Consider the following 22,413-nt stretch of genomic DNA (forward strand, 5'->3'; position numbering starts at 1 on the left):
GGGGATCAGACCGGCCGGCCGCCCTCCGACGGTTCCGTCGGCTCCGGCGGTTCCTCCCCCGTCGTCGTGACCGCGGTGGCCCCGGGCGGGAGGTTGGACAGGTCGGGGGCGATGACGATGCCCGGCAGGCCGGAGTCGGGGAGCCGGAACGCGGACTCGGGGATCGTCGCGGGACCGGCGAGCACCAGGTCGTGCGCGCCCCGCATGGGGAGCGTCTCGCCGCGGAAGAACGCCGGCTGGCGGATCCACCAGACGATCATGAGCACCAGGCCGATGAGGATGGCCACGACGCCGACCACGGCGACCGCGCCGATCCCCAGGATCGTCACGTTGTTGTCGTTGTCGTCGGTCAGCCAGTCCGGCGCGGCGAACTGGATCAGCGCGTAGACGAACGCCGCCAGCAGGATCAGCCCGCCGAGCGACGGAAGGACGCCCTGCATGAAGAAGTCGCGCGGCTTGTGGTGCAGCGTCCGGCGGTAGAACCAGCTGCACGCGAACCCGGTCAGGCCGTAGTAGAACGCGATCATCAGGCCGACCGACCCGATCAGCGCGGTCAGCAGGTTCGGGCTGATCAGCGTGAACAGCAGGTAGAACACCATGGAGACGATGCCCATCGCGATCGTCGAGACCCCGGGCGTCAGGTACTTCGGGTGGATCTGCGCGAACGCCTTGGGCACCGCCTTGTACGCGGCCATCGACAGCGTCGTGCGGGCCGTCGGCAGGATCGTCGTCTGCGTGGACGCCGACGCGGACGTCAGGATCGACGCCGAGAGCAGGAGCAGCGCGATCTTGCCGAGCCCGGAGTCCCCGAACAGGGCCGGGCCGATCGCCGCGAAGACGTCGTCCGCGTTGTCGGGGTTGCCCAGACCGATGCCGGTGGTCCCGACGCCGGCGAAGGCGACGGCCGCCGTGGAGACCAGGACGTAGGTGACCAGCAGGAGGACGGTCGACAGGATCGCCGCGCGCCCGGGGGTGGTGGTGGGGTCGTCGGACTCCTCGTTGACCGACACGGCCGTGTCCCAGCCCCAGTAGATGAACACCGCGGTGAGCAGGGCCGGCGCGATGACGGTGGACACGTCCAGGCCGCCGGGCCAGAACCAGCTCCACTGCGGCGTCAGCGAGTAGGACTCGCCGTTGCCGGTGTAGACCTTGGTCAGCGCGACGACGGCGAACATGATCAGGACCAGCACCTCGATGGACAGCAGCGCGTACTGGATGCGCGCGGAGACCTCGATGCCGCGATAGCAGAGATACGTCATGACGGCGATCCACACGAGCCCCACGGTGGTCGTCGCGGCCACGCTGGTGTCCAGCCCGCCGGCGGCGTCCCAGCCGAGCTCGCCCAGGAACGTGAACGTGTACGAGCCCGCGATCTGCGCGAGGTTGGCCATGACGATCACGTCGGCGGCGATGATCCCCCACCCACCGAGCCACCCGGTGATCGGGCCGAACGCACGCGTGGCCCAGGTGAACGTGGTGCCGCAGTCGGGCTCCGCCCGGTTCAGCTCCTGGTACGCGACGGCGATGAGGTACATGGGGACGAACGCCAGCAGGATGATCGCGGGCGCCTTGACGCCGGCGAGGATGGCGCCGCCGCCCGCGACGACGAACCCGAGGCTCGCGGCGAGGCTGTAGGCGGGAGCGGTGGACGCGGTGCCGACGACGACGCTCGAGACGAGCCCGAGCGCACCGCCCTTGAGTCCCTTGCCGGTCTCGGGAAAGCCCAGAGGAGCGGCGTCGGTGGCGGGAGCAGACACGAAACCTCGCAAAGGCACAGGCCCGAGGCATCGTTGCGCCGGGCAGGTTTGACCGAGCGGATTCGTTGCGTTGTGTTGCTGAGGGAGCAGAGATCGCTCGTCCATTGCGCGTCCAACCACGGAAACCGTAGCGGTCGCGCCTGCCGACGGGAAGAGGTCCGGAACCCAGGCGCACCGTACGGTGCACTCATGACCGACCGGCCGTTGGGGACCCTCGTCCGCGACGCGCTGCGCGACGTGTGGCGGACGGTCCGGCGCGCCGACCTCGCGATCGCCTACTGCGCGGCAGTCACCGCCGTGACGCTCTGGGTGCAGGTGCAGTCGCCCGCGCGGCAGGCGGAGATCCTCGACCGGGTCAGCAGCAACCTCACCAACCTGCGGTCCGAGCCGTTGGTGTCGATGCTCGGCAGCGCGTTCGTCGTCGAGAGCGTCGCCGGGCTCACGCTGGTCGTGCAGCTGCTGGTCGTGCTGGCCTACCTGCAGAGGTTCGTCGGCCGCCTCGCGTCGCTCGTGGTCGGGCTGGCCGGGCACGTCGGGGCGGGCCTGGTGGTCGCGGCAGCGCTCACCACGGGGATCTTCCACGGCTTCGTCGACGACTCCGTCGCCGAGGCGACCGACGTCGGCGTCAGCTACGTCATGGCCTGTGCGATGGGGTTCCTGGTGCTCGCCGTACCCCCGCGCTGGCGGTGGTGGTACCTGGCGGCGACGGCCCTCTACTGGTTGCTGCCGGGCGCGTTCCTGCGCACGTTCACCGACGCGGGGCACGCGACGGCGCTGACCATCGGGCTGCTGCTCGCGCTCGTCGCGTCCCGTGCCGTCGCGGCCGACCACCGGTCGCGCGCGCGAGGTGAACGCGGGATCGACCCGCCCGAGCTGCGCTGAACGCAGCCCGGGCGGGTCGATCGGCCGTGCTCAGTGCGTCGCGACCGGCTCCTCGGTCGGCTCCTGCGTCGGCTTCGGGTCCGCGAGGCGCAGGTTCGCGCCCTCGATGTCGGCCTTCGGCGTGATCTTGTCGAGCCAGCGCGGCAGGTGCCACGCCCGGTCGCCCAGGAGCGCGAGCGCTGCGGGAACGATCGTCATCCGGACCACGAAGGCGTCGATGAGCACGCCGACCGCCAGGCCGAACCCGATCGCCTTGATGGTCGGGTCGTCGACGAACATGAAGCCCGCGAACACCGAGGTCATGATCAGCGCCGCGGCGGTGACCACTCGCGCTCCGTGCCCGACGCCGGCGATCGTCGCCTCGGTCGCGTGGCTGCCGTGCACGAACTCCTCGCGCACCCGGGACACGATGAACACCTCGTAGTCCATGGCGAGCCCGAACAGGATCCCGATCATGATGATCGGCAGGAAGCTGACCAGCGGACCCGGGTTGTCGATGCCGAAGATCGAGCTGGCCCAGCCCCACTGGAACACGCCGACGACCAGGCCGAACGTCGCGCCGATGGTCAGCAGGAACCCGAATGCGGCCTTGAGCGGCACCATCCACGAGCGGAACGCGATGAGCAGCAGGATGAACGCGAGGCCGATCACCACGGCGAGGTAGATCGGGAGCGCGGCCGCCAGCTTGGCGGACACGTCGACCCCGATGGCCGTCATGCCCGTGACGGCGACGCTCTCGTCAGAGCCTTCGGTCATCGGCGCGACCGTGTCGCGGATGGTCGTGACCAGCTGCGCGGTCTCCTCGCTGCTCGGCCCGCTCTTCGGGATCACGGTGAGGAGCTGCGTCTGGCCCGACTCGCTGACCTGGCCGGGCTGCACGGCGACGACGTCGTCGAGACCCTGGACGCCGTCCGTGACGCTCTGCGCGAGGGCCGCGGTGGACTCGGCCGAGTCGCCCTTCACGACGACGACCAGCGGGCCGTTCACGCCCGGCCCGAACGCCCCGGCGGTCAGGTCGTACGCGATGCGCTGGTGGCTGTCGGCCGGGGCGGTGCCACCGTCGGGGAGCGCGAGGTGCATGTTCATCATGGGCAGGGCGAGCAGACCCAGGCCGACCACACCGACCGCGACGAACGGCACGCGGAACCGGGTGACGATGCGGGCCCAGCGGAAGCCTGCCCCGTCCTCGTTGTTCGGGGTGATCGTGCCCGTGCGCTGCTTGCGCGGCAGGATCCTGGTGCCCACGAAGCCGAGCAGCGCGGGCAGGAGCGTGAGCGCGACGACCACCGCGGTGAGGACCGTGCCGGCGGCGGCCAGGCCCATGACCGACAGGAACGGGATGCCGGCGATCGACAGGCCCGCGAGCGCGATGACGACCGTCGCGCCGGCGAACGTCACGGCGGAGCCTGCGGTCGCGACGGCGCGGGCGACCGACTCCTCCGGCTCGAGCCCGTCGGCGAGGTTGTTGCGGTGCCGGGAGCTGATGAACAGCGCGTAGTCGATGCCGACCGCCAGGCCGAGCATGAGCGCGAGGATCGGTGCCGTCGAGGTGATGTCGACGACCGACGTGAGGATGAGCAGGCTGGACATGCCCACGCCCAGGCCGACGAGCGCTGTCAGCAGCGTCATGCCGGCGGCGATCAGCGACCCGAACGTGACGACGAGGACGATGGCCGCGACGACGACGCCGATGCCCTCGGTCGCGCCGACCTCGGGCGGTGCCTGCGAGAGCTCACCGCCGGAGACGACGCGCAGGCCTTCGGTCGTGGCCGACTCGCCGAACTCGTCGAACGCGTCCTTGGCCTCCTGCGAGATGCCCTCGAGCGGCGTGCCGTAGACGACGGTCACCAGGCCGGTGCGTCCGTCCTGGCTGATCGCCTGGGACTGCGTCGGGTCGACCACGGCGACGACCTCGGGCAGCGTCGCGGCGTCCGCGAGCACCGGCGCGAGCGCGGCCTCGTCGAGCTGCTCACCCTCGGGGACCTGGACGATCAGGGTCGCGGTGGCGCCCGAGGCCGCCGGGAAGTCGGTCTCGAGGTCGTCGAGCGCCTGCTGAGCCTCGGTGCCGGGGATCGTCAGGCTGCTGGTGGTCGAGCCGGCCAGCGTGGCCACGCCGACGCCGAGCAGGACGAGGATCACGCCCCAGATCGCGACGACGCGACCGCGTCGGCGGTACGAGAACCGTCCCAGTCGGTAGAGGAGCTGTGCCATGGTCTTCCGTTTCGATCGGTGTGGCGGGGGTGTCGGTCTGCGCCACGTCGTCGGGGCACGTGCTGCTGCTCAGAGGAGCAGACGTCTCATGCAGGTCTGCAGGAGGGCCCGGAGGCTCTCGTCGGAGTGCCGGTGGTCGCGGATCTCGGCGATCACGCCGTTGAGCGCGAAGCCGGCGATGCTCACCTGCTCGGGGTCGTTGCCGCCGGCGAGCAGCCCAGGCAGGGCGAGGCAGGAGTCGGCCACAGCCATGAACGACGGCACCTCCGCGAGGAGCTGAGGGCCGTCGAGCACCACCGCGAGGCTGCGGTACTGCAGGACGACCTCGATGAACTCGTCGATCGCGCGCTCCTGCCCGTCCGGGCCGGGGTGGCTCGCGAGCTCCTTGACCAGGCTGTCGAGCTGGAGCGCTGCCGGCTCGAGGACCTCGGAGACGATCGCGGCCTTGTTGGCGAAGTGGTACAGCACGGTCGCCTTCGAGCATCCCACCGCGGCGGCGATGTCGGCCAGGGACGTGTCGTGGTAGCCGTGCTCCACGAACAGCTCCAGCGCGTGGTCGAGGATCTCTCGACGCGTGCGCTCGCGCACCGGGACGGTCGTGGTCATCCTGGGAGCGTACCTGACCGATCGGTCAGTGGCCGACCGGTCGGTCAGGTTCACCCGGGAGGACGCCCACGGGCCGTAGTGTCGCGAGGGTGACCGAACGCTTCGTCCGAGACTGCTCCCGCTGAGATGGCCCGCGTGCACAGCGGGCGCGGAGTCGACCGCCTGGTCAATTTCTCGGACGCGACCGTCGCCATCGCCATCACGTTGCTGGTCCTGCCGCTCGTCGATGTGGCCGCACAGTTCGGCGATGGCGAGGAGCCGGCGGCGATCCTGCGCGAGAACTCGGCTGCCTTCCTCGCCTTCGCGATCTCCTTCGCGGTGATCGGCCGGCTCTGGATCAGCCACCACGGGGTGTTCGAGAGGGTCGATGACTACAGCCCCGCGCTGATCCGCGTGAACTTCGTCTGGCTCGCGAGCATCGTGTTCCTTCCGTTCGCCACCAACGCGCTCGCCGCGGTCTCGGGAGAGCACAAGGACGTCGTCTACGGCCTCTACATCGGCACGATCCTCGTGAGCTGCCTCGCCCTCGTCCTGATCGAGCGCACGCTCCAGCGCGATCCGGCGCTCGCGCCCGACCGCGGGGACGACCCCATCGACCTGACCGACGGCCTGGTCACCGCCGCGCTCCTGCTCGCCGCTCTGGTCGTCGCGGTCACGGTGCCCGCGATCGGCATCTGGGCGCTGCTGCTCCTGCTGGCGTCCGCACCGATCACCCGGTTCGTCTCGTCCCGCCGCGCCCGACGCCGCGTGCCCGCGGTCCCCGGCCCCGATGTCGGCGGGGCGTCCTAGGCTCGCTCGCGTGCACCGGTTGTCACGCGCAGACGCTCGTCGGGTTGCTGTGCGCGCACAGCTGCTCACGGCCGATCGCCCCAAGGACGTCCACGAGACGGTGCGCCGGCTCTCGCTGGTCCAGCTGAACCCGACCGCCCCGATCGCCCCGAGCGCGGACCTGGTGCTGTGGAGCCGGATCGGCCCGGCGTACGACCCGTCGGAGCTGCAGGAGGCGTTGGACCAGCAGACGATCCTCGACTACCGGATGACGCTGCGCGTCGCCGAGGACCTGGCGCTCTACCGCGCGGAGATGGCCGAGTGGCCGGGCACGGGCGACGACGTCAAGGGCTGGAAGAAGGCCAACCGGCAGTGGGTCGACGACAACGAGGGCTGTCGGCAGGACATCCTGGCCCTGCTGCGCACGGACGGGCCGCTGACCGCGAGCGAGCTCCCGGACACGTGCGTGCGGCCGTGGCGGTCGTCCGGCTGGAACAACAACCGCAACATCACCATGATGCTCGACCAGCTCGTGCTCATGGGCGACGTCGCGGCCGCCGGCGGGACCGGCAAGGACCGGCTGTGGGACCTGGCAGAGCGCGTGTACCCGGGCGGTCCCCGGATCCCGCTCGAGGAAGCCCAGGTGCTGCGCGACGGGCGGAGGCTGAGCGCGCTCGGCATCGCCCGGTCCCGCGGGCCCGAGTGCCCGGTCGAGCCGCTCGACGTCGGGACCGCCGGTGAGCCGGCAGTCGTCGAGGGAGTCCGTGGTGAGTGGCGGGTGGACCCGGCCTTGCTCGACGCCCCGTTCGAGGGTCGCGCCGCGCTGCTCTCCCCGTTCGACCGGCTGCTGCACGACCGCAAGCGGATGACCGAGATCTTCGAGTTCGAGTACGCGCTCGAGATGTTCAAGCCGGCCGCAGTCCGCCGCTGGGGGTACTACGCGCTGCCCGTGCTGGTGGGCGACCGGCTGGTCGGCAAGCTGGACGCCACCGCGCAGGCCCGGGTCCTGCAGGTGCACGCGCTGCACCTGGACGTGCCCCTCTCGTCGTCCGAGCAGGACGCCGTCGACCAGGAGATCGAGGACCTGGCGCGGTGGCTGGAGCTCGACCTCGCCTACGACGTGTAGTAGCCCGCGGCGAGGTCGTCCAGCAGGCCCGGGTGGGTCGGCGTCCAGCCGAGGAGCTCGCGGGTGAGCGCGCTCGACGCGGGGGTGTCGAGTGCGAAGAACCGGCCGATCCAGCCGAAGTGCTCGGCGGCCTGCTCGGGGTCGATGGACGCGCTCGGGATGCCGAGGCCGCGGCCGATCGTCTCGGCGATGTCGCGGGTCGCGATCCCCTCCTCGCCGACGGCGTGCACGACGGATCCGGCGGGGGCCGCCTCGAGCGCGAGCCGGACCAGGTGGGCGGCGTCGAGCACGTGCACCGCGGGCCACCGATTGGCGCCGTCGCCGACGTAGCCGGAGACGCCCTTCGCCCGGGCGATGCCGGCCAGGTGCGCGACGAAGCCGTGGTCGCCCTGGCCGTGCACGGTCGGGGCGAAGCGCAGGCCGACCGACCGCACGCCGCGGTCTGCGTACGAGAGGGCGAGGTGCTCGGCGCCGCCGCGCATCGAGTCCGGCCCTTGATGGGGCGAGGCGTCACGCTCGGTCGAGACGCGGCCCTGCGTGAGGCCTGCGACGCCCGAGGCCAGCAGCAGCGCGCGGTCGGAGCCCGCCAGGGTCTCGACGAACGTCTCGACGGCGGCGCGCTCGGTGCGCCAGGCGCCGGCCATGTCCCCGAAGTCGTGGTTGAAGCCCAGGTGGACGACGGCGTCGGCCTTGTCGGCGCTGGTCCGCAGGACGTCGAGGTCGTCGAGGTCGCCGCTCACGGGCGCCGCGCCCGCGGACTCGATGCGTGCGGCGCTCGCCTCCGAGCGCGCGAGACCGACGACCTCATGGTCGGCGGCGAGAAGCTCGGCGACGACGGCGGAACCGATCCAGCCGGATGCCCCGGTGACGAACACGCGCATGATGCGCTCCTTCAAGGTGATGTCAGCAACTGTCATCACCACTGTACGTCCGATGTCAGCGTCTGTCATCACTACACTCGTCGCCATGGGTCGATGGGAGCCGGACGCGCGCGGACGACTGGCGCGCGTGGCGCTGGAGCTCTACGCCGAGCGCGGGTTCGAGCAGACGACGGTCGAGGACATCGCCGAGCGTGCCGGCGTCACCGAGCGCACCTACTTCCGGCACTTCGCCGACAAGCGCGAGGTGCTGTTCGACGGGTCGGACGCCCTGCGGACCCACATCGTCGACGCGATCCGAGACGCCCCGGCCGGTCAGACGCCGATCGAGGTCGTCGGCGAGGCCTTCGCGAGCGCCGGGACGATCCTCGAGGAGCGGCGCGACCACGCTCGGCGGCGTGCCGGTGTCATCGCGGCGAACCCGAGCCTGCAGGAGCGCGAGCTGTTCAAGATGGCGACGCTCACGGGCGCGGCGACGCAGGCCCTGCGCGCACGCGGCGTGCCGGGTCCGACCGCGGCGCTGGCCGCGTCGGCGGGGGTGACGGCGTTCTCGGTCGGGTTCGAGACGTGGGTCGCGGACCCCGCCCCGGCTGACCTGCCGGCGATCATCCGCCAGACGTTGGACGACCTGCGCGTGGTGACGCGGCCCTGATCTGGTCCGCGTACCAGGAGGCGCTGTCCTTCGGGGTGCGCTCCTGGGTGTCGAAGTCGACGTCCACGAGCCCCCAGCGCTGGCGCAGGCCGCGCGCCCACTCGAAGTTGTCGAGGAACGACCACGCGTAGTAGCCACGCAGGTCGACGCCGTCGCCGATCGCCCGCGCGGCCTGCTCGAGGTGCGTGCGCAGGTACTCGATCCGGGCGTCGTCGTGCGGTCCGGGGTACGTCTCGTCGTCAGGGATGCCGTTCTCGGTGATGTGCATCGGCGGCAGGCTCGGGTAGTCGTCACGGAGCCGGGTGAGCAGGTCGTACAGACCCTCGGCGTGGATCTGCTGCCAGCCCGCGGCCGACGTCGGGTAGACGTTCCGGTAGTTGCCACCCTCGTCGATCATCGCGACGCCGTAGTAGTTCACGCCGAGGACGTCGCACGGCGTGCCGATGAGGTCGAGGTCGCCGGCCTGGACGAGCGCCGCGAACCGGTCGGGGTCCGCGTGCATCTGGCCGCTGCGGTCGCCGATCGCGTCGTCGGGGTAGGCGCCGGCGAGCAGCGGGTCCAGGAACATGCGGTTCTCGACGGCGTCGACGCGCAGGGCGGCCTTGTCCGACGAGCCCACCGAGTACACGGGTAGGAGGTTGAGCGCGATGCCGACCTGGCCGTCGGCCCCGGAGTCCCGGAAGGCCTGGACCGCCAGGCCGTGCGCGAGCAGCTGGTGGTGGACCGCGGCCACGCCGGCGTCCTGGTCGCCGAGGCCCGGCGCGTGCTCGGTGCCCGCGTAGCCGACGTAGGCCGTCGTCTTCGGCTCGTTGATCGTCAGCCACGTCGCGTCGACGTCGCCGAGGGCGTCGAACACGATCGCGGCGTAGTCGGCGAACCGCTGCGCGGTCTCGCGGGCCGCCCAGCCGCCGGCGTCCTGGAGCGGCTGCGGCAGGTCCCAGTGGTAGAGCGTGATCGCGGGGTGGAGCCCGCGCTCCAGGAGGCCGTCGACGAGCCGTCGGTAGAAGTCGACGCCCTGGGGGTTTGTCGCGCCCGCGCCGGTTGGCTGCACGCGCGGCCACGCGACCGAGAACCGGTACGCCGGGATGCCCAGCTCGACGAGCAGGTCGAGGTCCGACGACCACCGGCGGTAGTGGTCGGCGGCCGGGTCGCCGGTCGCTCCCCCGTCGATGTTCCCCGGCTTCGCGGCGAACGTGTCCCAGATCGACGGGCCTCGGCCGTCGACCGTCGTCGAACCCTCGACCTGGAACGCCGACGTCGCGACGCCCCAGGTGAACGCCTCGGGGAACGTGGGACCCGAGGAGGTCGGGGTGGGGGCCTCTCGACCCGACGGCGTGCAGGCCGCCAGCAGCAGCGCGGCGCCGCCGCCGAGCAGGACGGTCCGGCGATCGATCGGATGGGTCATGCGTCGGCTCCTCGTCGAGCGGTCGCGGGTGTGGGATCGCTCCCACGGCCCAGGATACTGGCCCGTCGGCTCCGCGACGAGGACCGCAGCATCCGGGTGAATCGCCCACGATCGCGACCCCAGGTGAGCGACGGCTGGCACCATCGCCCGATGAGTTCGCTGCCGGGGGCCGGTTGGTACGACGACGGAACGACGGTCGGCGCTGTGCGCTGGTTCGACGGCACGAGCTGGACCGAGCACACGAGGCCGCTCGCGGCGCCGGCTGCGGTCCCGGTCCCGGCGCAGTCGCCCATCGCCGCCGTCCCCCAGTCGTTCGGCGCGCAGCCGTCGTCGTTCGGCACGCAGCCCTCGTCGTTCGGCGCGCAGACCTCCGGGTTCGCCAGCACCGTGCCGACGCGGCTCGGGCAGTCGGCCAACCTCGCCGAGAGCGTGTCGCAGGGCGCCGCCTACCAGCAGAACCGTCTCGACGACGCGCTCGGCCTGCGCCGCCGCGGATTCTGGATGTTCGGCGGAGCGATCGCGATCCTGCTGGTCACGGGCCTGATCGATCGGCCTGGTGACGGGTTCGTCGGGGACGCTCTGGTACCTCAGCGCCGGTGGCACGGTGTTCCTGCTGGTCCGGGCGTGGCGCGACTACCAGAACGCCACGTTCCGCGATGCGCCGGCGCTCCCCGTCCTGGCGTGGGTCGGGGCCGGGGCCGCGCTCACGGCGGCGGTCGCGTTCTTCGTCGTCGGACCCGTCGTCGGCGCCATCGGCACGATGGGGACCTAGCCCGTCCGGATCGCGGGCGAGCCCGACTCGCCGAGCGGTCCTGCGCGGGGTCGCACCTGCACCGGGTCTACGGTCGTGACCACGAATCGAGCTCCACCCCCGCACGGGCGGCGCCGGTCCCAGTCACCCCACGGTTTCGACCCGACGAGGACCAGCCATGAGCACCACTCCCGTGCGCCCATCTCCTGCCCGCCCCCACACCATCGACGTCGCCTCGACGATCGACGAGTACCTGGACCGCTCCGACTGGCGGGTGAACGCCAACGCCAACCAGGGCTACTCGCTCGGCGGTCTGATCCTGCAGACCGCGGGCAAGGTGACCGCCAACTACTGGCTCTCGCAGGTGTACCCCGCCGCCGTCGGCAACGCGCACCGCGAGGGCGACCTGCACATCCACGACCTCGACCTGCTGAGCGGCTACTGCGCCGGCTGGTCGCTGCGCATGCTGCTGAGCGAGGGGTTCAACGGGGTCCCCGGGACCATCGAGTCGCGGCCGCCGCGGCACTTCTCGTCGGCCGTCGGCCAGATCGTGAACTTCTTGGGCACCCTGCAGAACGAGTGGGCGGGTGCGCAGGCGTTCAGCTCGTTCGACACGTACATGGCGCCGTTCGTGCGGACGGACGCGCTCTCGTACGACGAGGTCCGTCAGCTCGTGCAGGAGCTCGTGCACAACCTCAACGTGCCGTCGCGCTGGGGCACGCAGACGCCGTTCACCAACCTGACCTTCGACTGGACCTGCCCGGACGACCTGCGTGACGAGGTCCCGCTCGTCGGCGGCGAGCCCGTCGACTTCACGTACGGCGACCTCACCGACGAGATGGCGATGATCAACCGCGCGTACATCGAGGTGATGACCGAGGGCGACGCGTCGGGCCGCGTGTTCACGTTCCCGATCCCCACCTACAACATCACCTCGGACTTCGACTGGGACTCCCCCAACGCCGACCGGCTCTTCGCGATGACCGCCAAGTACGGCCTGCCGTACTTCCAGAACTTCCTGAACTCCGACCTGGAGCCCGGGCAGATCCGGTCGATGTGCTGCCGGCTGCAGCTGGACCTGCGCGAGCTGCTCAAGCGCGGCAACGGGCTGTTCGGCTCGGCCGAGCAGACGGGGTCGCTGGGCGTGGTCACCGTGAACTGCGCGCGCCTCGGCTACCTGCACCGCGACAACTGGCCGGGCCTGCTGCGGGCCCTCGACCACCTGCTCGACCTCGCGCGCGACTCCCTTGAGCTCAAGCGCGAGGTGATCGACCGCTACATCGAGGACGGCCTGTTCCCGTACACGAAGCGCTACCTCGCCGGCGGCCTGGCCAACCACTTCTCGACCATCGGCGTCAACGGCGTGAACGAGATGGTGCGCAACTTCACCGGCGACGCGCACGACATCACGTCGCAGGAGGGCCACGCCTACGCGGTCGCGCTCCTCGACCACGTGCGGGCGCGGATGGTCGAGTTCCAGGAGGCGACCGGGCACCTGTACAACCTCGAGGCCACGCCCGCGGAGGGCACGACCTACCGGTTCGCCAAGGAGGACCGCCTGCGGTTCCCGTCGATCCTGCAGGCCGGCACCGTCGCCCACCCGTACTACACCAACTCCTCGCAGCTGCCCGTGGGCTTCACCGACGACCCGTTCGAGGCCCTGGACCGCCAGGACGAGCTGCAGACCAAGTACACGGGTGGCACGGTGCTGCACCTCTACATGTCCGAGCGCCTCTCGACGCCTGAGGCCTGCCGCAAGCTGGTGCAGCGCGCGCTCGAGAACCACCGGCTGCCGTACGTCACGGTGACGCCGACGTTCTCCATCTGCGCGTCGCACGGGTACCTGGCGGGCGAGGTCCTCCAGTGCCCGACGTGCGGCGGCGGGACCGAGGTGTGGACGCGGGTCATGGGGTACCACCGGCCGGTGTCGTCGTTCAACGTCGGCAAGAAGGGCGAGCACGCCGAGCGCGTGCACTTCGTGGAGCAGCGATGACCAGCCTGGCCGTCGCAGGTCTGACTCCCCTGTCGACCTGCGACTGGCCGGGCCGGCTCGTTGCGACGGTGTTCCTGCAGGGCTGCCCGCTGGCCTGCACGTACTGCCACAACCCGTTGCTGATCGACCCGCGGACGCCGGGCTCGGTGCCGTGGGCGTCCGTCGTGGACCTCCTGTCCCGGAGGCGCGGCCTGCTCGACGGGGTCGTGTTCTCCGGCGGGGAGCCCACCCGGCAGCACGGTCTGCGCGACGCGATGACCAAGGTCCGCGGGCTCGGGTTCGGGGTCGGGCTGCACACCGCAGGGACCTTTCCGACGAGGCTCGCGCAGGTGCTCGACCTCGTCGACTGGGTGGGCCTCGACATCAAGTCGGTGCCGCGCCTGTACGCCGCCCAGACCGGGGTCGACGCGTGGGCGAGGGCCCTCGCGTCCCTCCGGCTGGTCCAGCGCGCAGGCGTCGAGGTCCAGGTCCGCACGACCGTCGACCCGACGGTCCAGTCGCCCGACGACGTCGCCGAGCTCACCGCGCTGCTCTCGTCGCTCGGCGTCGACGAGCACGTGCTGCAGGAGGTCCGGCCGGCCGGGACGACCGCCCAGTACCGGGAGGCGCTCACGTCGGCGGGGTGAGAGGTACGGTCGCCGACATGCTCTCTCCGGTCCCCGCGACGCCTGACGACATCGACGCGATCCACGCCCTGCGCCGGTCGCTCGAGGACTGGATGGCCGCCAACGGAACCGTGCAGTGGCCGCAGGGATCGCTCCCGCACGAGCGCATCGCCCGCCAGGTCGCGGCCGGCGAGTGGTACGTCGTCCGGGATGCCGCGGGGCTCGTCGGGACGCTGCGTCTGCTCTGGACCGACCCGGACTTCTGGGGGGCGGACCAGACGCCCGCGGTCTACGTCCACGGCCTCATGGTCGACCGCCGGCACACCGGCGAGGGCGTCGGCACGGCGCTGCTCGACTGGGCGCGGCAGCGAGGGCTGGACGCGGGCGTGGACATGCTCCGGCTCGACTGCCGCACGACGAACCCCGTGCTCTACGACTACTACGGCGCGTACGGGCTCACGGTGGTCGGCCAGAAGGACTTCGCCGACTTCTCGTGCGCGCTGCTCGAGGTCTCGCTCGCCGGCTGACCGACGCGGCTACTGCTCGACCAGGCGACCGTCCGCGAGCCGCAGCACCCGGTCGGCGAGGGAGATCATCAGGGGGTCGTGCGTCGAGACGATGGCCGTCATGCCCTCGGCCTCGACGATGGCCCGCAGCAGGGCCATGACCGCCGTGCCGGTCTCGGTGTCGAGCTGTCCGGTGGGCTCGTCGGCCACGAGCAGGCGGGGCGAGTTGGCCAGTGCACGCGCGATCGCCACACGCTGCTGCTGACCGCCCGACATCTCGGCGGGGCGCTGCTGGGCGTGCGCACCGAGGCCGACGAGATCGAGCAGCAGCTCCACGCGCGCCTCACGGTCCGCAACCGGCACCTTGCGCAGCCGCAGCGGCACGCCGACGTTCTCGGCCGCGGTCAGCACGGGCACCAGCCCGAAGGTCTGGAAGACGAACGACACGACGTCGCGTCGCAGCTCGACCAGGCCGGACTCGTCGAGCGAGGAGACCTCGCGGCCGTCGACGAGGACGCGCCCTTCGTCGGGACGGTCCAGCCCACCGACGCAGTTCAGCAGCGTCGTCTTGCCGGACCCGGAGCGCCCGACGAGCGCGACGAGCTCGCCCGGCGCCACCGTGAAGGACACGTCGTCGACCGCCCGGACCGCGGTCGGGCCCGTCCCGTACGTCCGGCTGACGCCCTCGACGAGGACGACCGGCCTGGTCGTCGTGATGCTCATCGCTGCTCCTCGTCGGGGGTCGCGGGCCGTGACCCGCCCGGCCAGACGGACACATGAGACTCCTCGAGCAGGAGCCGCACCCGGCCGACGAGGTCGAGCGCGTCCCGGTACTCGCGCGGCAGCTGCAGGCGACCGGCGCGGTCCAGCACGGCGAACTCCTCGGCGACCACGTGCTCGCTGCCGTCCTCGTGGGTGTCCGTGCGGCGCACGACCTCCGACGACGTGCGCCCGTCCCGGATCGACACCGTCCGACGGACGTGCTCCGAGACCGCCAAGTCGTGCGTCACGACGACGACGGTGGTTCCCAGCTCGCGGTTCGACGTGCGCAGGCACTCGAGCACCTCGTGCGACGTCGCACTGTCGAGCTCGCCGGTTGGCTCGTCGGCGAACAGGACCTGCGGGTCGTTGGCGAGCCCGACCGCGATCGCGACGCGCTGCTGCTCGCCTCCGGACATCTCGCCCGGACGCCGGTCGGCGCAGTACCCGACGCCGAGCATGTCGAGCAGCTCGTCCGCCCGGCGGGCCCGCTCCTTGCGCGGGCGGCCGGCGAGCGCGAGCGGCAGCGCGGCGTTCTCGGCCGACGTCAGGTACGGCACCAGGTTGCGCGCGGTCTGCTGCCAGACGAAGCCGACCATCGAGCGCCGGTACTCGATCCGCTGCCGCGCAGACATGGCCATCAGGTCCCACGGCCCGACGCGCACGCGTCCCGCCGTCGGGACGTCCAGCCCGGAGAGCACGGACAGGAGGGTCGACTTGCCGGACCCGGACGCGCCGACGACCGCCACGAGCTCCCCCGGCTCGATGAGCAGATCGAGGCCCTGCAGGGCCTGCACCTCGACACCTTCCGACTGGTAGATGCGCACGAGCGAGTCGCAGACGATCAGCGCGTCCGCACCGAAGTCCCTGGGGCGCGTTCGTGCCCGCTCCTCGAGCGAGTCGAGCGTTGTCGTCATCGTGCGTCCTCCTCGTCGGTCCCTGACCTCGTCATCGCTCTCCCACCCGCAGCACGTCACCGAGCCGGTCGCGTCGCCGCATCGCACCCTCCGCGACCACCGCCGCGACGAGAGCGCCACCCACCGTCACGCACGCCGCCACGACCGGCCACCAGCCGACGACGAGCGGCGGTGCGTGCGACCCGCCGGTGGCGACGTCGAGCCCCAGCGCCCCGCCGAGCAACCACGGCACGACCAGCCCGATCGCGACCCCGGCAAGGAGCGCGGCGCCGACCAAGGGGGACAGCTCGGCAAGCGTCAGTGCACGGCCGGTGCGGACGTCGAGCCCGAGGGTGCGCAGCGCCGACAGCGTCCGTCCGCGCTCGCGCGAGGTCGCCACGACGAGCAGGACCAGGGCGAGAGCGGCGTACAGCGCCAGCACCCCTGCCGCCGCCGACAGCAGCACGACGAGCCCGCGGTTGAGGGGAACCGCCGCCCACGCGCTCAGCCAGCCGGCACGGCTGGTGACGCTCACCGCCGGGCGGTCGCCCAGGTGGAGCGCGGCGACGGCTGCGGCGGCGCCGGGGCCGTCCACCAGCACGGTCGTCAGCGGTGTCGTCTCGTTCTGCGCCGCGTCGAACGTCGCGCGGTCCACCACGACGCGGGGACGGGCGGGAGACCCCGAGACGGGTACGCCGACGCGCGATCCGGCGCGGACCGTCCCCACGACGTCCAGGGCCACCTTCTCGGACGCGCCCAGCACCTGCGGGGGTACCAGCCGGGCGACCTGGACGAGCCCCGGGTCGACCAGCGCGGGCACCGCACCCGCGGACGAGCCGACCAGCGCACGGCCGTCCTCGCCCCCGGTGACCGCGCCGAGCGCCTCGGCGTCGACCAGGACGAGGTCGATCCTCGTCCCCGATCCTGATCCGAGGTCACGCGCGGGCAGCACCGCGACGCCGGCGACGGCCGTGACCCCGGGAGCCTCCCGCAGCGCTTCGATGTCGGCCGGGGTGACCGGCCCGTCCACGCGCACGTCCGCGCCGACGCGTTCACCCGCCGCGGTCGCCTGCCCCGCGCGGACCATCACGGTCGTCGTGCCGCAGAAGACCACCATCGCGATGGCCATGGTCAACGCCGTCATAGGGACGACGGCCCCGTGCACAGCGCCCGCACGGGCCGTCGCGACGAGCGGGACGAGTCCTCGGCTCCGGCGGGCGATGCGCGCCACGGCGCGCAGCAGAGGCGGCATCGCGTGCACCACGACGATCGTCACGGCGGCCGCGGCCAGCAACGGTGCGGCCGCGAGCAGGAGATCGACGTCCCGGCCTCCCGGTGGGAGCAGGCCGCGGCGGCGGACGGAGACGAACGCGCCCAGGGCGAGCACGCCCACCGCGACCTCAGCGACGATCCGGCGAGACCTGCGCCGCCGCTCCAGGCGGTCCCGGTCGGCACGGTTTGCCGGCTGCCGGCGCCCGGACCACGCGGCGCGCGACCGGCCGACCGCGATCGCGGGCGGCGCGAGCGCGGCGACCGCGACGAGGCACACGGCAACTCCCGGAGACCGGACCGGACCCCGCGCGGCGAGCATCGCGACGAGGGCACCGACCGCTCCGGCGACGACGGCCACCGGGACGGACTCCACCAGCGCCCGGGACGCGATCGCGGCGAGCGACGCACCCCGCGCCCGCTCCCCGAGCAGGAAGGTCTCGCGGCGACCCACGAGGAGCCGCGCGGCGAGGACCAGGACGAGGGCGCCGACCCCGGCCAGGCCGACGACCACCAGCGACTGCTGGGCTCGGGCGGCGGCGAGCCGGGCCGCGATCGCCGTGAGCACGGACCCGAGGTCCGTCGACACCGTCGGGACGCGGCCGTCGCTCTGGTGCAGGACGTCCGGGTCCCCCTGCACGCGCGTGAGCTCGGCGAGGACCCCCGGCGCCATGGCCGCGTCCACGGCGCTCGCCTCGGTCGGGTACCGGTACGAGGTCGTGGCCGCACGCCGCAGGACGACCAGCTCCAGGTCCGGCAGGGACTCGTCGGTGACGAGGAGACCCACCCGAGCGCGCTGCTCCTCCCCCGGGGGCGCGTCCTGCACCGCCAGCAGGTCGCGCGAGTCCGCCCAGGCGTGGTCGCCGGGGTCGATCGCGGTGTACAGGCCGGTGATGACGATGTCGGCCTTCCCCCGCGTCGGCAGGGAGCCGCGCACGTGGTCGCCGGCGCGCACCCCGAGCGCCGTTGCGACGTCGGCCTGCATCCCGACCTGGATCTGGTGCACCGACGTCGGGTTGTCGCTGCCCGCCCCGGGCAGGACCGAGAGCGCGGGCGCCGTACCGTCCACCCACCGCACGAGCGCCTCGTCGTCGGGCGAACCGACGTAGACCAGCCGCGTGGCGAGCGAGACGTCGCCCGCGACCGCGAGCCGGACGCCGGTCGCGACCGTGACCGTGCCCGGGCCGGTGACCGAGCGCAGTCCGACCGGCAGCGCCTGCCGGACGCTCACCGCCGAGTCCCGCAGCTCGGCGGCGATGTTGGGATCGCGGTCCGTGCTCGTCGTCGGCGCCTGCGGCCTGCCGATGCCGGCGACGAGGTCGGCGGACGTGCCGGCGTCGCGGACCGCCTCCTGCACGGCGTCGTCGGCGGCGATCGCGACGAGACGCGGGACGACGAGCGCGAGCGCGACGCTGATCGCCAGGACCACCGCCGTGAAGGTCACGAGGGCGATGTCGGCCCGCGCGCGACGGCGCCCCACGAGCACCACGTCTGCGGTCGCCGCGCGGACGCCGGTCCGGACCGCCGCGAACGCGCTCACTGGTCGTCCCCCAGCCGCAGCAGCTCGCCCGACGCACGCTTGAGCAGCACGTTCGTCACGACGGCCACGACGGCCACCGTCGAGGCCAGCAGCATCCCCAGCAGGACGAGCTGAGCGGACCAGCCGGCGTGCACCACCACGCCAGGCACCGGCGTGCCGCCTGTCGAGGAGACCGTGACCAACGGTGCGACGGCCCGGGCCAGGAACGCCCCGATCGCGACACCGGCTGCCAGCCCGAGGGTGGCGACGACGACATGCTCGAGGAGCAGCGACCGCACCAGGGACGTCCGGGCCACACCCAGCGCCTGGAGCCGGGCGAGCTCGAGCCGCCGGGCCCGCACGGAGACCGTCGCGCTCATCGCGATGCCGGCGACGGCGAGCACCACGGCGGCGGCCACGACGACCCAGAGGGCCGCCTGGACGCCGACCCGCAGGGGCCCGTCGGTCGCGTCGGTCCGCGCCGCCACCCGGGTGTGCGCGACGCCGCCGCCTGTCGTCTCGATCGTCGAGGCCACCGCCGCGGCGCGCGCGTCCTGCACGGAGAGCCACCACTCGTCGGTCGGCGGCGGCTCGCCGGCCGCCACCATTGCGGCTCGGCCCAGGACGTCGGAGTCGACGAGGACACCGCTGCCCGCCGGATGTCCCGGCAGGTACGGCACGGTCCCGACGATCTGGAGGTCCACGGGAGCACCCGTGACCGTGAGTCGCAGCGAGCGCCCGACGTCCGTCGACAGCGCGTCGAGCAGGTCGGGCGTCACCAGCGCCGGGATCCGGAGGCCGTCGGCGCCTGGGTCGGCGAAGGTCGTCCCCGCGAGCGCGAGGGGCGCGCCGTAGTCGATCCCCGAGAGCACGGTCGACTCGAGGTGCAGGACGTCTGCGTCGACGGTCGTCCGGTGGTCCGTGTCCCATCGTCCGTCGGTCAGCGAGACGGCACTGACACCAGCGAGCTCGGCCACCGGCGGCACCTGCCCGTCGGCGGGGAGCGGGGGACCGGTGGCGACCCGCAGGTGCGCCACCTCGAGCGTCATCGCCACGTCTGCGGCGGGCGGGGCGTCCGTCGTCGACGGCGKCCCGCGCGCGACGACGCCGACCAGGCTCGTCCCGGCGACCGCCGGCACAGGCACGACGACGTCCGTCCACGAGTCCTCGAGCTCCAGGGTCCGGAGCGCGACCGTCGAGCGCTCACCGGTCGGGTCCTGCAGGACGGCCCAGACACGCACAGACCCGACGACGGGTGCGGACAGCGTCGTGCGCAGGTCGACGACGAGATACCGCGGCACGCCCGGCAAGGGCACGCCCTCGACCGGCGTCGTCGGTCGCAGGTGGCGGGTCCGCGACTCCCACCCGCCGGCGACCCGGCCACGCAGGAGGGCTCCGGCCTGCGTGGTGTCCACGGCCAGGACGGTGGTCGTCAGGGTCGTGTCACCCGACGAGCTCGCGATACCGACGGATGCGTCGCGCAGCGTCACAGGCGCGACGTGCTCGACGCCGGGCAGGCCGGCGGCTGACGCCGCTGCCGCCAGCTCGTCGGCTGGGACCACGCGAACGTCGGTGCCGGTCGCGAGGTCGGCCTGGTCCTGCTGCGACGAACGCCACGTCGACAGGAACGAGAGAGAGAACGTGCCGACACCGATCGCGAGCGTCAGCAGGAGGACCGAGGCAGACGCCCGGCCCGGGCGACGCCCGAGCTCCCAGGCGGCCAAGGGAGAGGCCAGTCCTCGGCTGCGGGAGGCGAGCCGCTCCCCCGCGCGCGTCAGCACGGGCAGCAGGCGAAGGGTCAGGACGGCACCCGCGAGCAGCACCAGCGCGGGCGCCAGGACGAGCATCGGGTCGGCGGAACCCGCCGACCCGATCGGGTTCTGGTAGGTGCTCAGCTGGCGGAACGCCACGACCGCGAGGACGACGAGCGCGATGTCGGCCCCGGAGCGCGCGAGCGCCCCGGTGCGGTCCGCCCGGCCCGCGCCGGTCGCGGTGCGCAGCCGGACCGTAGGAGCGAGCAGGACCCCCGCGAGCACGAGCGCGCACACCGAGCACACCAGCCACAGCTCAGCCGGTCGGCCGGGATCGACGTGCAGGCCCCCATCCCGGACAGGGCCCGAGGCGGTGAGCACGTGGTACAGACCGCCCGCGAGCCAGGGCGCGAGCGCGGCAGTGACCACGGCGACGCCGAGCGCCTCGAGCCCGGCGACACCGGTGAGCTGGCCCGCCGACGCACCGCGCGACGAGAGCAGCCGCTGCTCGGGTGCCCGCCGCTCGGCAAGCAGACGAGCGGCACCCAGCAGCACGGTGATCGCGAGCACGACCAGGAGGAGGGCGACCACCACGACGGTGACCTGGGTGACCCGCAGGCTGGCCGCGGCCGCGTCGATCGTGTCGGCGAGGTGGGACTCGATCCGCGCGTCCCCGCCGTCGACGGTCAGCGCGGCGAGCCGACGCTGCGCGTCGTCCAGCCGGGACCGCAGGGCTGCCACCTCGTCGCCGCCGGCCTGGCCCAGGTCGGGGTGGGCGACCAGGTGCGCGGTGCCCAGCTGCACCGTCCCGTCCGTCAGGACGTCCGGACCTGCGGTGACGAGCGGTCCCCACGCTCTCGTCGTCAGGAATCCGGCCGATCCCAGCACCGGGTACGCCGCATCCTCCTCCGCGCCGGCCAGCGGGTCCCGGTGCCACGAGGAAGCCGGTCCGGTCAGCCGGAACGTCCCGGTGACGACGAGCGTCGCCCGATCGCTCCGCCCTCCGACGGCGACGTCCACCACGGTCCCGACCTGCCAGCCGTACGCCTCGGCCGCCACCTGGGGAACCGCGACGAGAACGCGCCCGGACTCGTCGACGGCTGCAGTCGGAAAGGCGCCGCTGAGGAGCACGCTGCTTCGGGCGATCTCCGGCTCGGAGCCGAGGTACACATAGGGCTGGACCGCGTCAGCGGTGCCGCTCACGGTGTACATCGCCGAGGCCAGCCACGTCTCCCGCGTGGCGGGGACCGTGGCTAGGGTGTCCGTCACGAGCTGGTCGGCGCCGTCCAGCAGCGTGCGGTCCCCGGCTCGTGGCCTGACGACAACGTCGAGCTCTCGGTCCTGGGCGCGGGTGCGGTCGAGAGCGACCCCGACCATGCGGTCCTGGCTCGCGGTCAGCAGGAGCGTGAAGGTGCCGAGCAGCGACGTGGCCAGCAACGCCACGCCCGCCACGACGGCGAGCAGGGCCGACTGAGCGCGCGCGCGGCGCATCAGCAACCGCGCGTACCAGCCCACGCGTTCCCCCTGTCGTCGTCGACGGTGCGCACTCACGAGGCCGCGCGAGCCGATCATAGAAATCGGTGGCCCACTTGTGGGAGCGATTCCACGTATCGATACGGTCTCGACTTCTCGGGGTCCGTCAGAGGACCTGGCCCGCGCTGGCCTGCGCCCGCGGATCCTGGTGGAGCGGCGGGTGCGTCAGCGCCGCCGGATCGCGGGCGGCGCAGCGCTGGGCCCGGACTCGACCCAGGTGGCCGACGCCCAGACCGCCGAGAGGTCGATCGTCAGCTCGACCCGCTGGCCGTTGAGGACGACGAGCTGGTGCTCCGTGCCCTGCGCGGCGCGCAACCGCATCGCGAGCTGGTTCAGCGCCTTCGCGTCCTTCTGCGGTCCGAGGTCGTACGTGACGCCGTTGATGTGCATGAAGCCGTTCATGGGCGACAGGGTGCCACGGCGCTCGACTCCCGATGTGACGGGCGTCGCCCGCCGTTCGTCGCGAAGAGGGCCGAAGGGCCCGGGTCCGGGGGGTGCGCGGGTGGGACCATGGAGGGGTCGGCAATCCCGGCACCCCTTCTGCAC

At 72.7% G+C, this 22,413-nt stretch carries 18 protein-coding genes and 1 pseudogene; 9 read left to right on the forward strand and 10 right to left on the reverse strand.

What is annotated here, in order from left to right; translation table 11 throughout:
• Positions 1-5: 5 nt before the first annotated feature.
• A complete protein-coding gene (locus tag AC1DUE_RS04870) occupies positions 6-1,757 on the reverse strand; it encodes an APC family permease (protein WP_477038274.1) in 1,752 nt (583 codons plus the stop codon).
• Between the two features lie 189 nt (positions 1,758-1,946).
• On the opposite strand from AC1DUE_RS04870, the gene AC1DUE_RS04875 reads away from it, so the two are divergent.
• Complete coding sequence (locus tag AC1DUE_RS04875) at positions 1,947-2,639, forward strand: rhomboid-like protein (RefSeq protein ID WP_477038275.1); 693 nt, start codon at positions 1,947-1,949, stop codon at positions 2,637-2,639.
• A 30-nt stretch (positions 2,640-2,669) separates the two neighbouring features.
• Here AC1DUE_RS04875 and AC1DUE_RS04880 read toward each other — a convergent pair whose 3' ends face one another.
• Complete coding sequence (locus AC1DUE_RS04880) at positions 2,670-4,850, reverse strand: MMPL family transporter (protein ID WP_477038276.1); 2,181 nt, start codon at positions 4,848-4,850, stop codon at positions 2,670-2,672.
• 69 nt (positions 4,851-4,919) lie between these two features.
• A complete protein-coding gene (locus AC1DUE_RS04885; RefSeq protein WP_477038277.1) occupies positions 4,920-5,456 on the reverse strand; it encodes a TetR/AcrR family transcriptional regulator in 537 nt (178 codons plus the stop codon).
• Positions 5,457-5,591: 135 nt separating this feature from the next.
• On the opposite strand from AC1DUE_RS04885, the gene AC1DUE_RS04890 reads away from it, so the two are divergent.
• Both AC1DUE_RS04890 and AC1DUE_RS04895 read left to right on the forward strand, forming a co-directional pair.
• Positions 5,592-6,245, forward strand: a complete 654-nt coding sequence (locus AC1DUE_RS04890) for a TMEM175 family protein (protein WP_477038278.1) — start codon at positions 5,592-5,594, stop codon at positions 6,243-6,245.
• 49 nt (positions 6,246-6,294) lie between these two features.
• Positions 6,295-7,350: a DNA glycosylase AlkZ-like family protein gene (locus AC1DUE_RS04895; RefSeq protein ID WP_477038279.1), complete on the forward strand. Its 1,056-nt coding sequence runs from the start codon at positions 6,295-6,297 to the stop codon at positions 7,348-7,350.
• On the opposite strand, the gene AC1DUE_RS04900 is transcribed toward AC1DUE_RS04895, so the two are convergent.
• Complete coding sequence (locus tag AC1DUE_RS04900; protein WP_477038280.1) at positions 7,338-8,231, reverse strand: SDR family oxidoreductase; 894 nt, start codon at positions 8,229-8,231, stop codon at positions 7,338-7,340. The genes AC1DUE_RS04895 and AC1DUE_RS04900 overlap by 13 nt on opposite strands.
• 85 nt (positions 8,232-8,316) lie before the next feature.
• Here AC1DUE_RS04900 and AC1DUE_RS04905 point away from each other — a divergent pair, with 85 nt between their 5' ends.
• Positions 8,317-8,880, forward strand: coding sequence for a TetR/AcrR family transcriptional regulator (locus AC1DUE_RS04905; protein WP_477038281.1), 564 nt, complete (start codon positions 8,317-8,319; stop codon positions 8,878-8,880).
• On the opposite strand, the gene AC1DUE_RS04910 is transcribed toward AC1DUE_RS04905, so the two are convergent.
• Positions 8,834-10,285 (reverse strand): GH1 family beta-glucosidase, encoded by a 1,452-nt coding sequence (locus AC1DUE_RS04910; RefSeq protein ID WP_477038282.1) that lies wholly within the window; start codon positions 10,283-10,285, stop codon positions 8,834-8,836. The genes AC1DUE_RS04905 and AC1DUE_RS04910 overlap by 47 nt on opposite strands.
• 150 nt (positions 10,286-10,435) lie before the next feature.
• Here AC1DUE_RS04910 and AC1DUE_RS04915 point away from each other — a divergent pair.
• The 5 genes and pseudogenes from AC1DUE_RS04915 to AC1DUE_RS04935 all read left to right on the forward strand — a co-directional run.
• Positions 10,436-10,540 (forward strand): annotated as a pseudogene (locus AC1DUE_RS04915) (DUF2510 domain-containing protein); the annotation flags it as partial.
• Positions 10,541-10,841: 301 nt separating this feature from the next.
• Positions 10,842-11,057: a hypothetical protein gene (locus tag AC1DUE_RS04920; RefSeq protein ID WP_477038546.1), complete on the forward strand. Its 216-nt coding sequence runs from the start codon at positions 10,842-10,844 to the stop codon at positions 11,055-11,057.
• Between the two features lie 157 nt (positions 11,058-11,214).
• A complete protein-coding gene (locus AC1DUE_RS04925; protein ID WP_477038283.1) occupies positions 11,215-13,029 on the forward strand; it encodes a ribonucleoside triphosphate reductase in 1,815 nt (604 codons plus the stop codon).
• Positions 13,026-13,655 (forward strand): anaerobic ribonucleoside-triphosphate reductase activating protein, encoded by a 630-nt coding sequence (locus AC1DUE_RS04930; protein WP_477038284.1) that lies wholly within the window; start codon positions 13,026-13,028, stop codon positions 13,653-13,655. The genes AC1DUE_RS04925 and AC1DUE_RS04930 overlap by 4 nt, the downstream gene beginning before the upstream one ends.
• A gap of 17 nt (positions 13,656-13,672) precedes the next feature.
• Positions 13,673-14,161, forward strand: coding sequence for a GNAT family N-acetyltransferase (locus AC1DUE_RS04935; protein WP_477038285.1), 489 nt, complete (start codon positions 13,673-13,675; stop codon positions 14,159-14,161).
• A gap of 9 nt (positions 14,162-14,170) precedes the next feature.
• On the opposite strand, the gene AC1DUE_RS04940 is transcribed toward AC1DUE_RS04935, so the two are convergent.
• The 5 genes from AC1DUE_RS04940 to AC1DUE_RS04960 form a co-directional block, all read right to left on the reverse strand.
• Positions 14,171-14,863 (reverse strand): ABC transporter ATP-binding protein, encoded by a 693-nt coding sequence (locus tag AC1DUE_RS04940; RefSeq protein WP_477038286.1) that lies wholly within the window; start codon positions 14,861-14,863, stop codon positions 14,171-14,173.
• On the reverse strand, positions 14,860-15,816 hold the full coding sequence (locus AC1DUE_RS04945) for an ABC transporter ATP-binding protein (protein ID WP_477038287.1): 957 nt from the start codon (positions 15,814-15,816) through the stop codon (positions 14,860-14,862). The genes AC1DUE_RS04940 and AC1DUE_RS04945 overlap by 4 nt, the downstream gene beginning before the upstream one ends.
• A gap of 31 nt (positions 15,817-15,847) precedes the next feature.
• Positions 15,848-18,604 carry a hypothetical protein gene (locus AC1DUE_RS04950; RefSeq protein ID WP_477038288.1) on the reverse strand — a complete coding sequence of 919 codons (2,757 nt, stop codon included), beginning with the start codon at positions 18,602-18,604 and terminating at the stop codon, positions 15,848-15,850.
• Positions 18,601-21,849, reverse strand: coding sequence for an FtsX-like permease family protein (locus AC1DUE_RS04955; RefSeq protein ID WP_477038289.1), 3,249 nt, complete (start codon positions 21,847-21,849; stop codon positions 18,601-18,603). The genes AC1DUE_RS04950 and AC1DUE_RS04955 overlap by 4 nt, the downstream gene beginning before the upstream one ends.
• 183 nt (positions 21,850-22,032) lie before the next feature.
• Positions 22,033-22,269 carry a hypothetical protein gene (locus AC1DUE_RS04960; RefSeq protein ID WP_477038290.1) on the reverse strand — a complete coding sequence of 79 codons (237 nt, stop codon included), beginning with the start codon at positions 22,267-22,269 and terminating at the stop codon, positions 22,033-22,035.
• Between the last annotated feature and the right edge of the window lie 144 nt (positions 22,270-22,413).

Source organism: Cellulomonas sp. P4_A2, assembly GCF_056402515.1.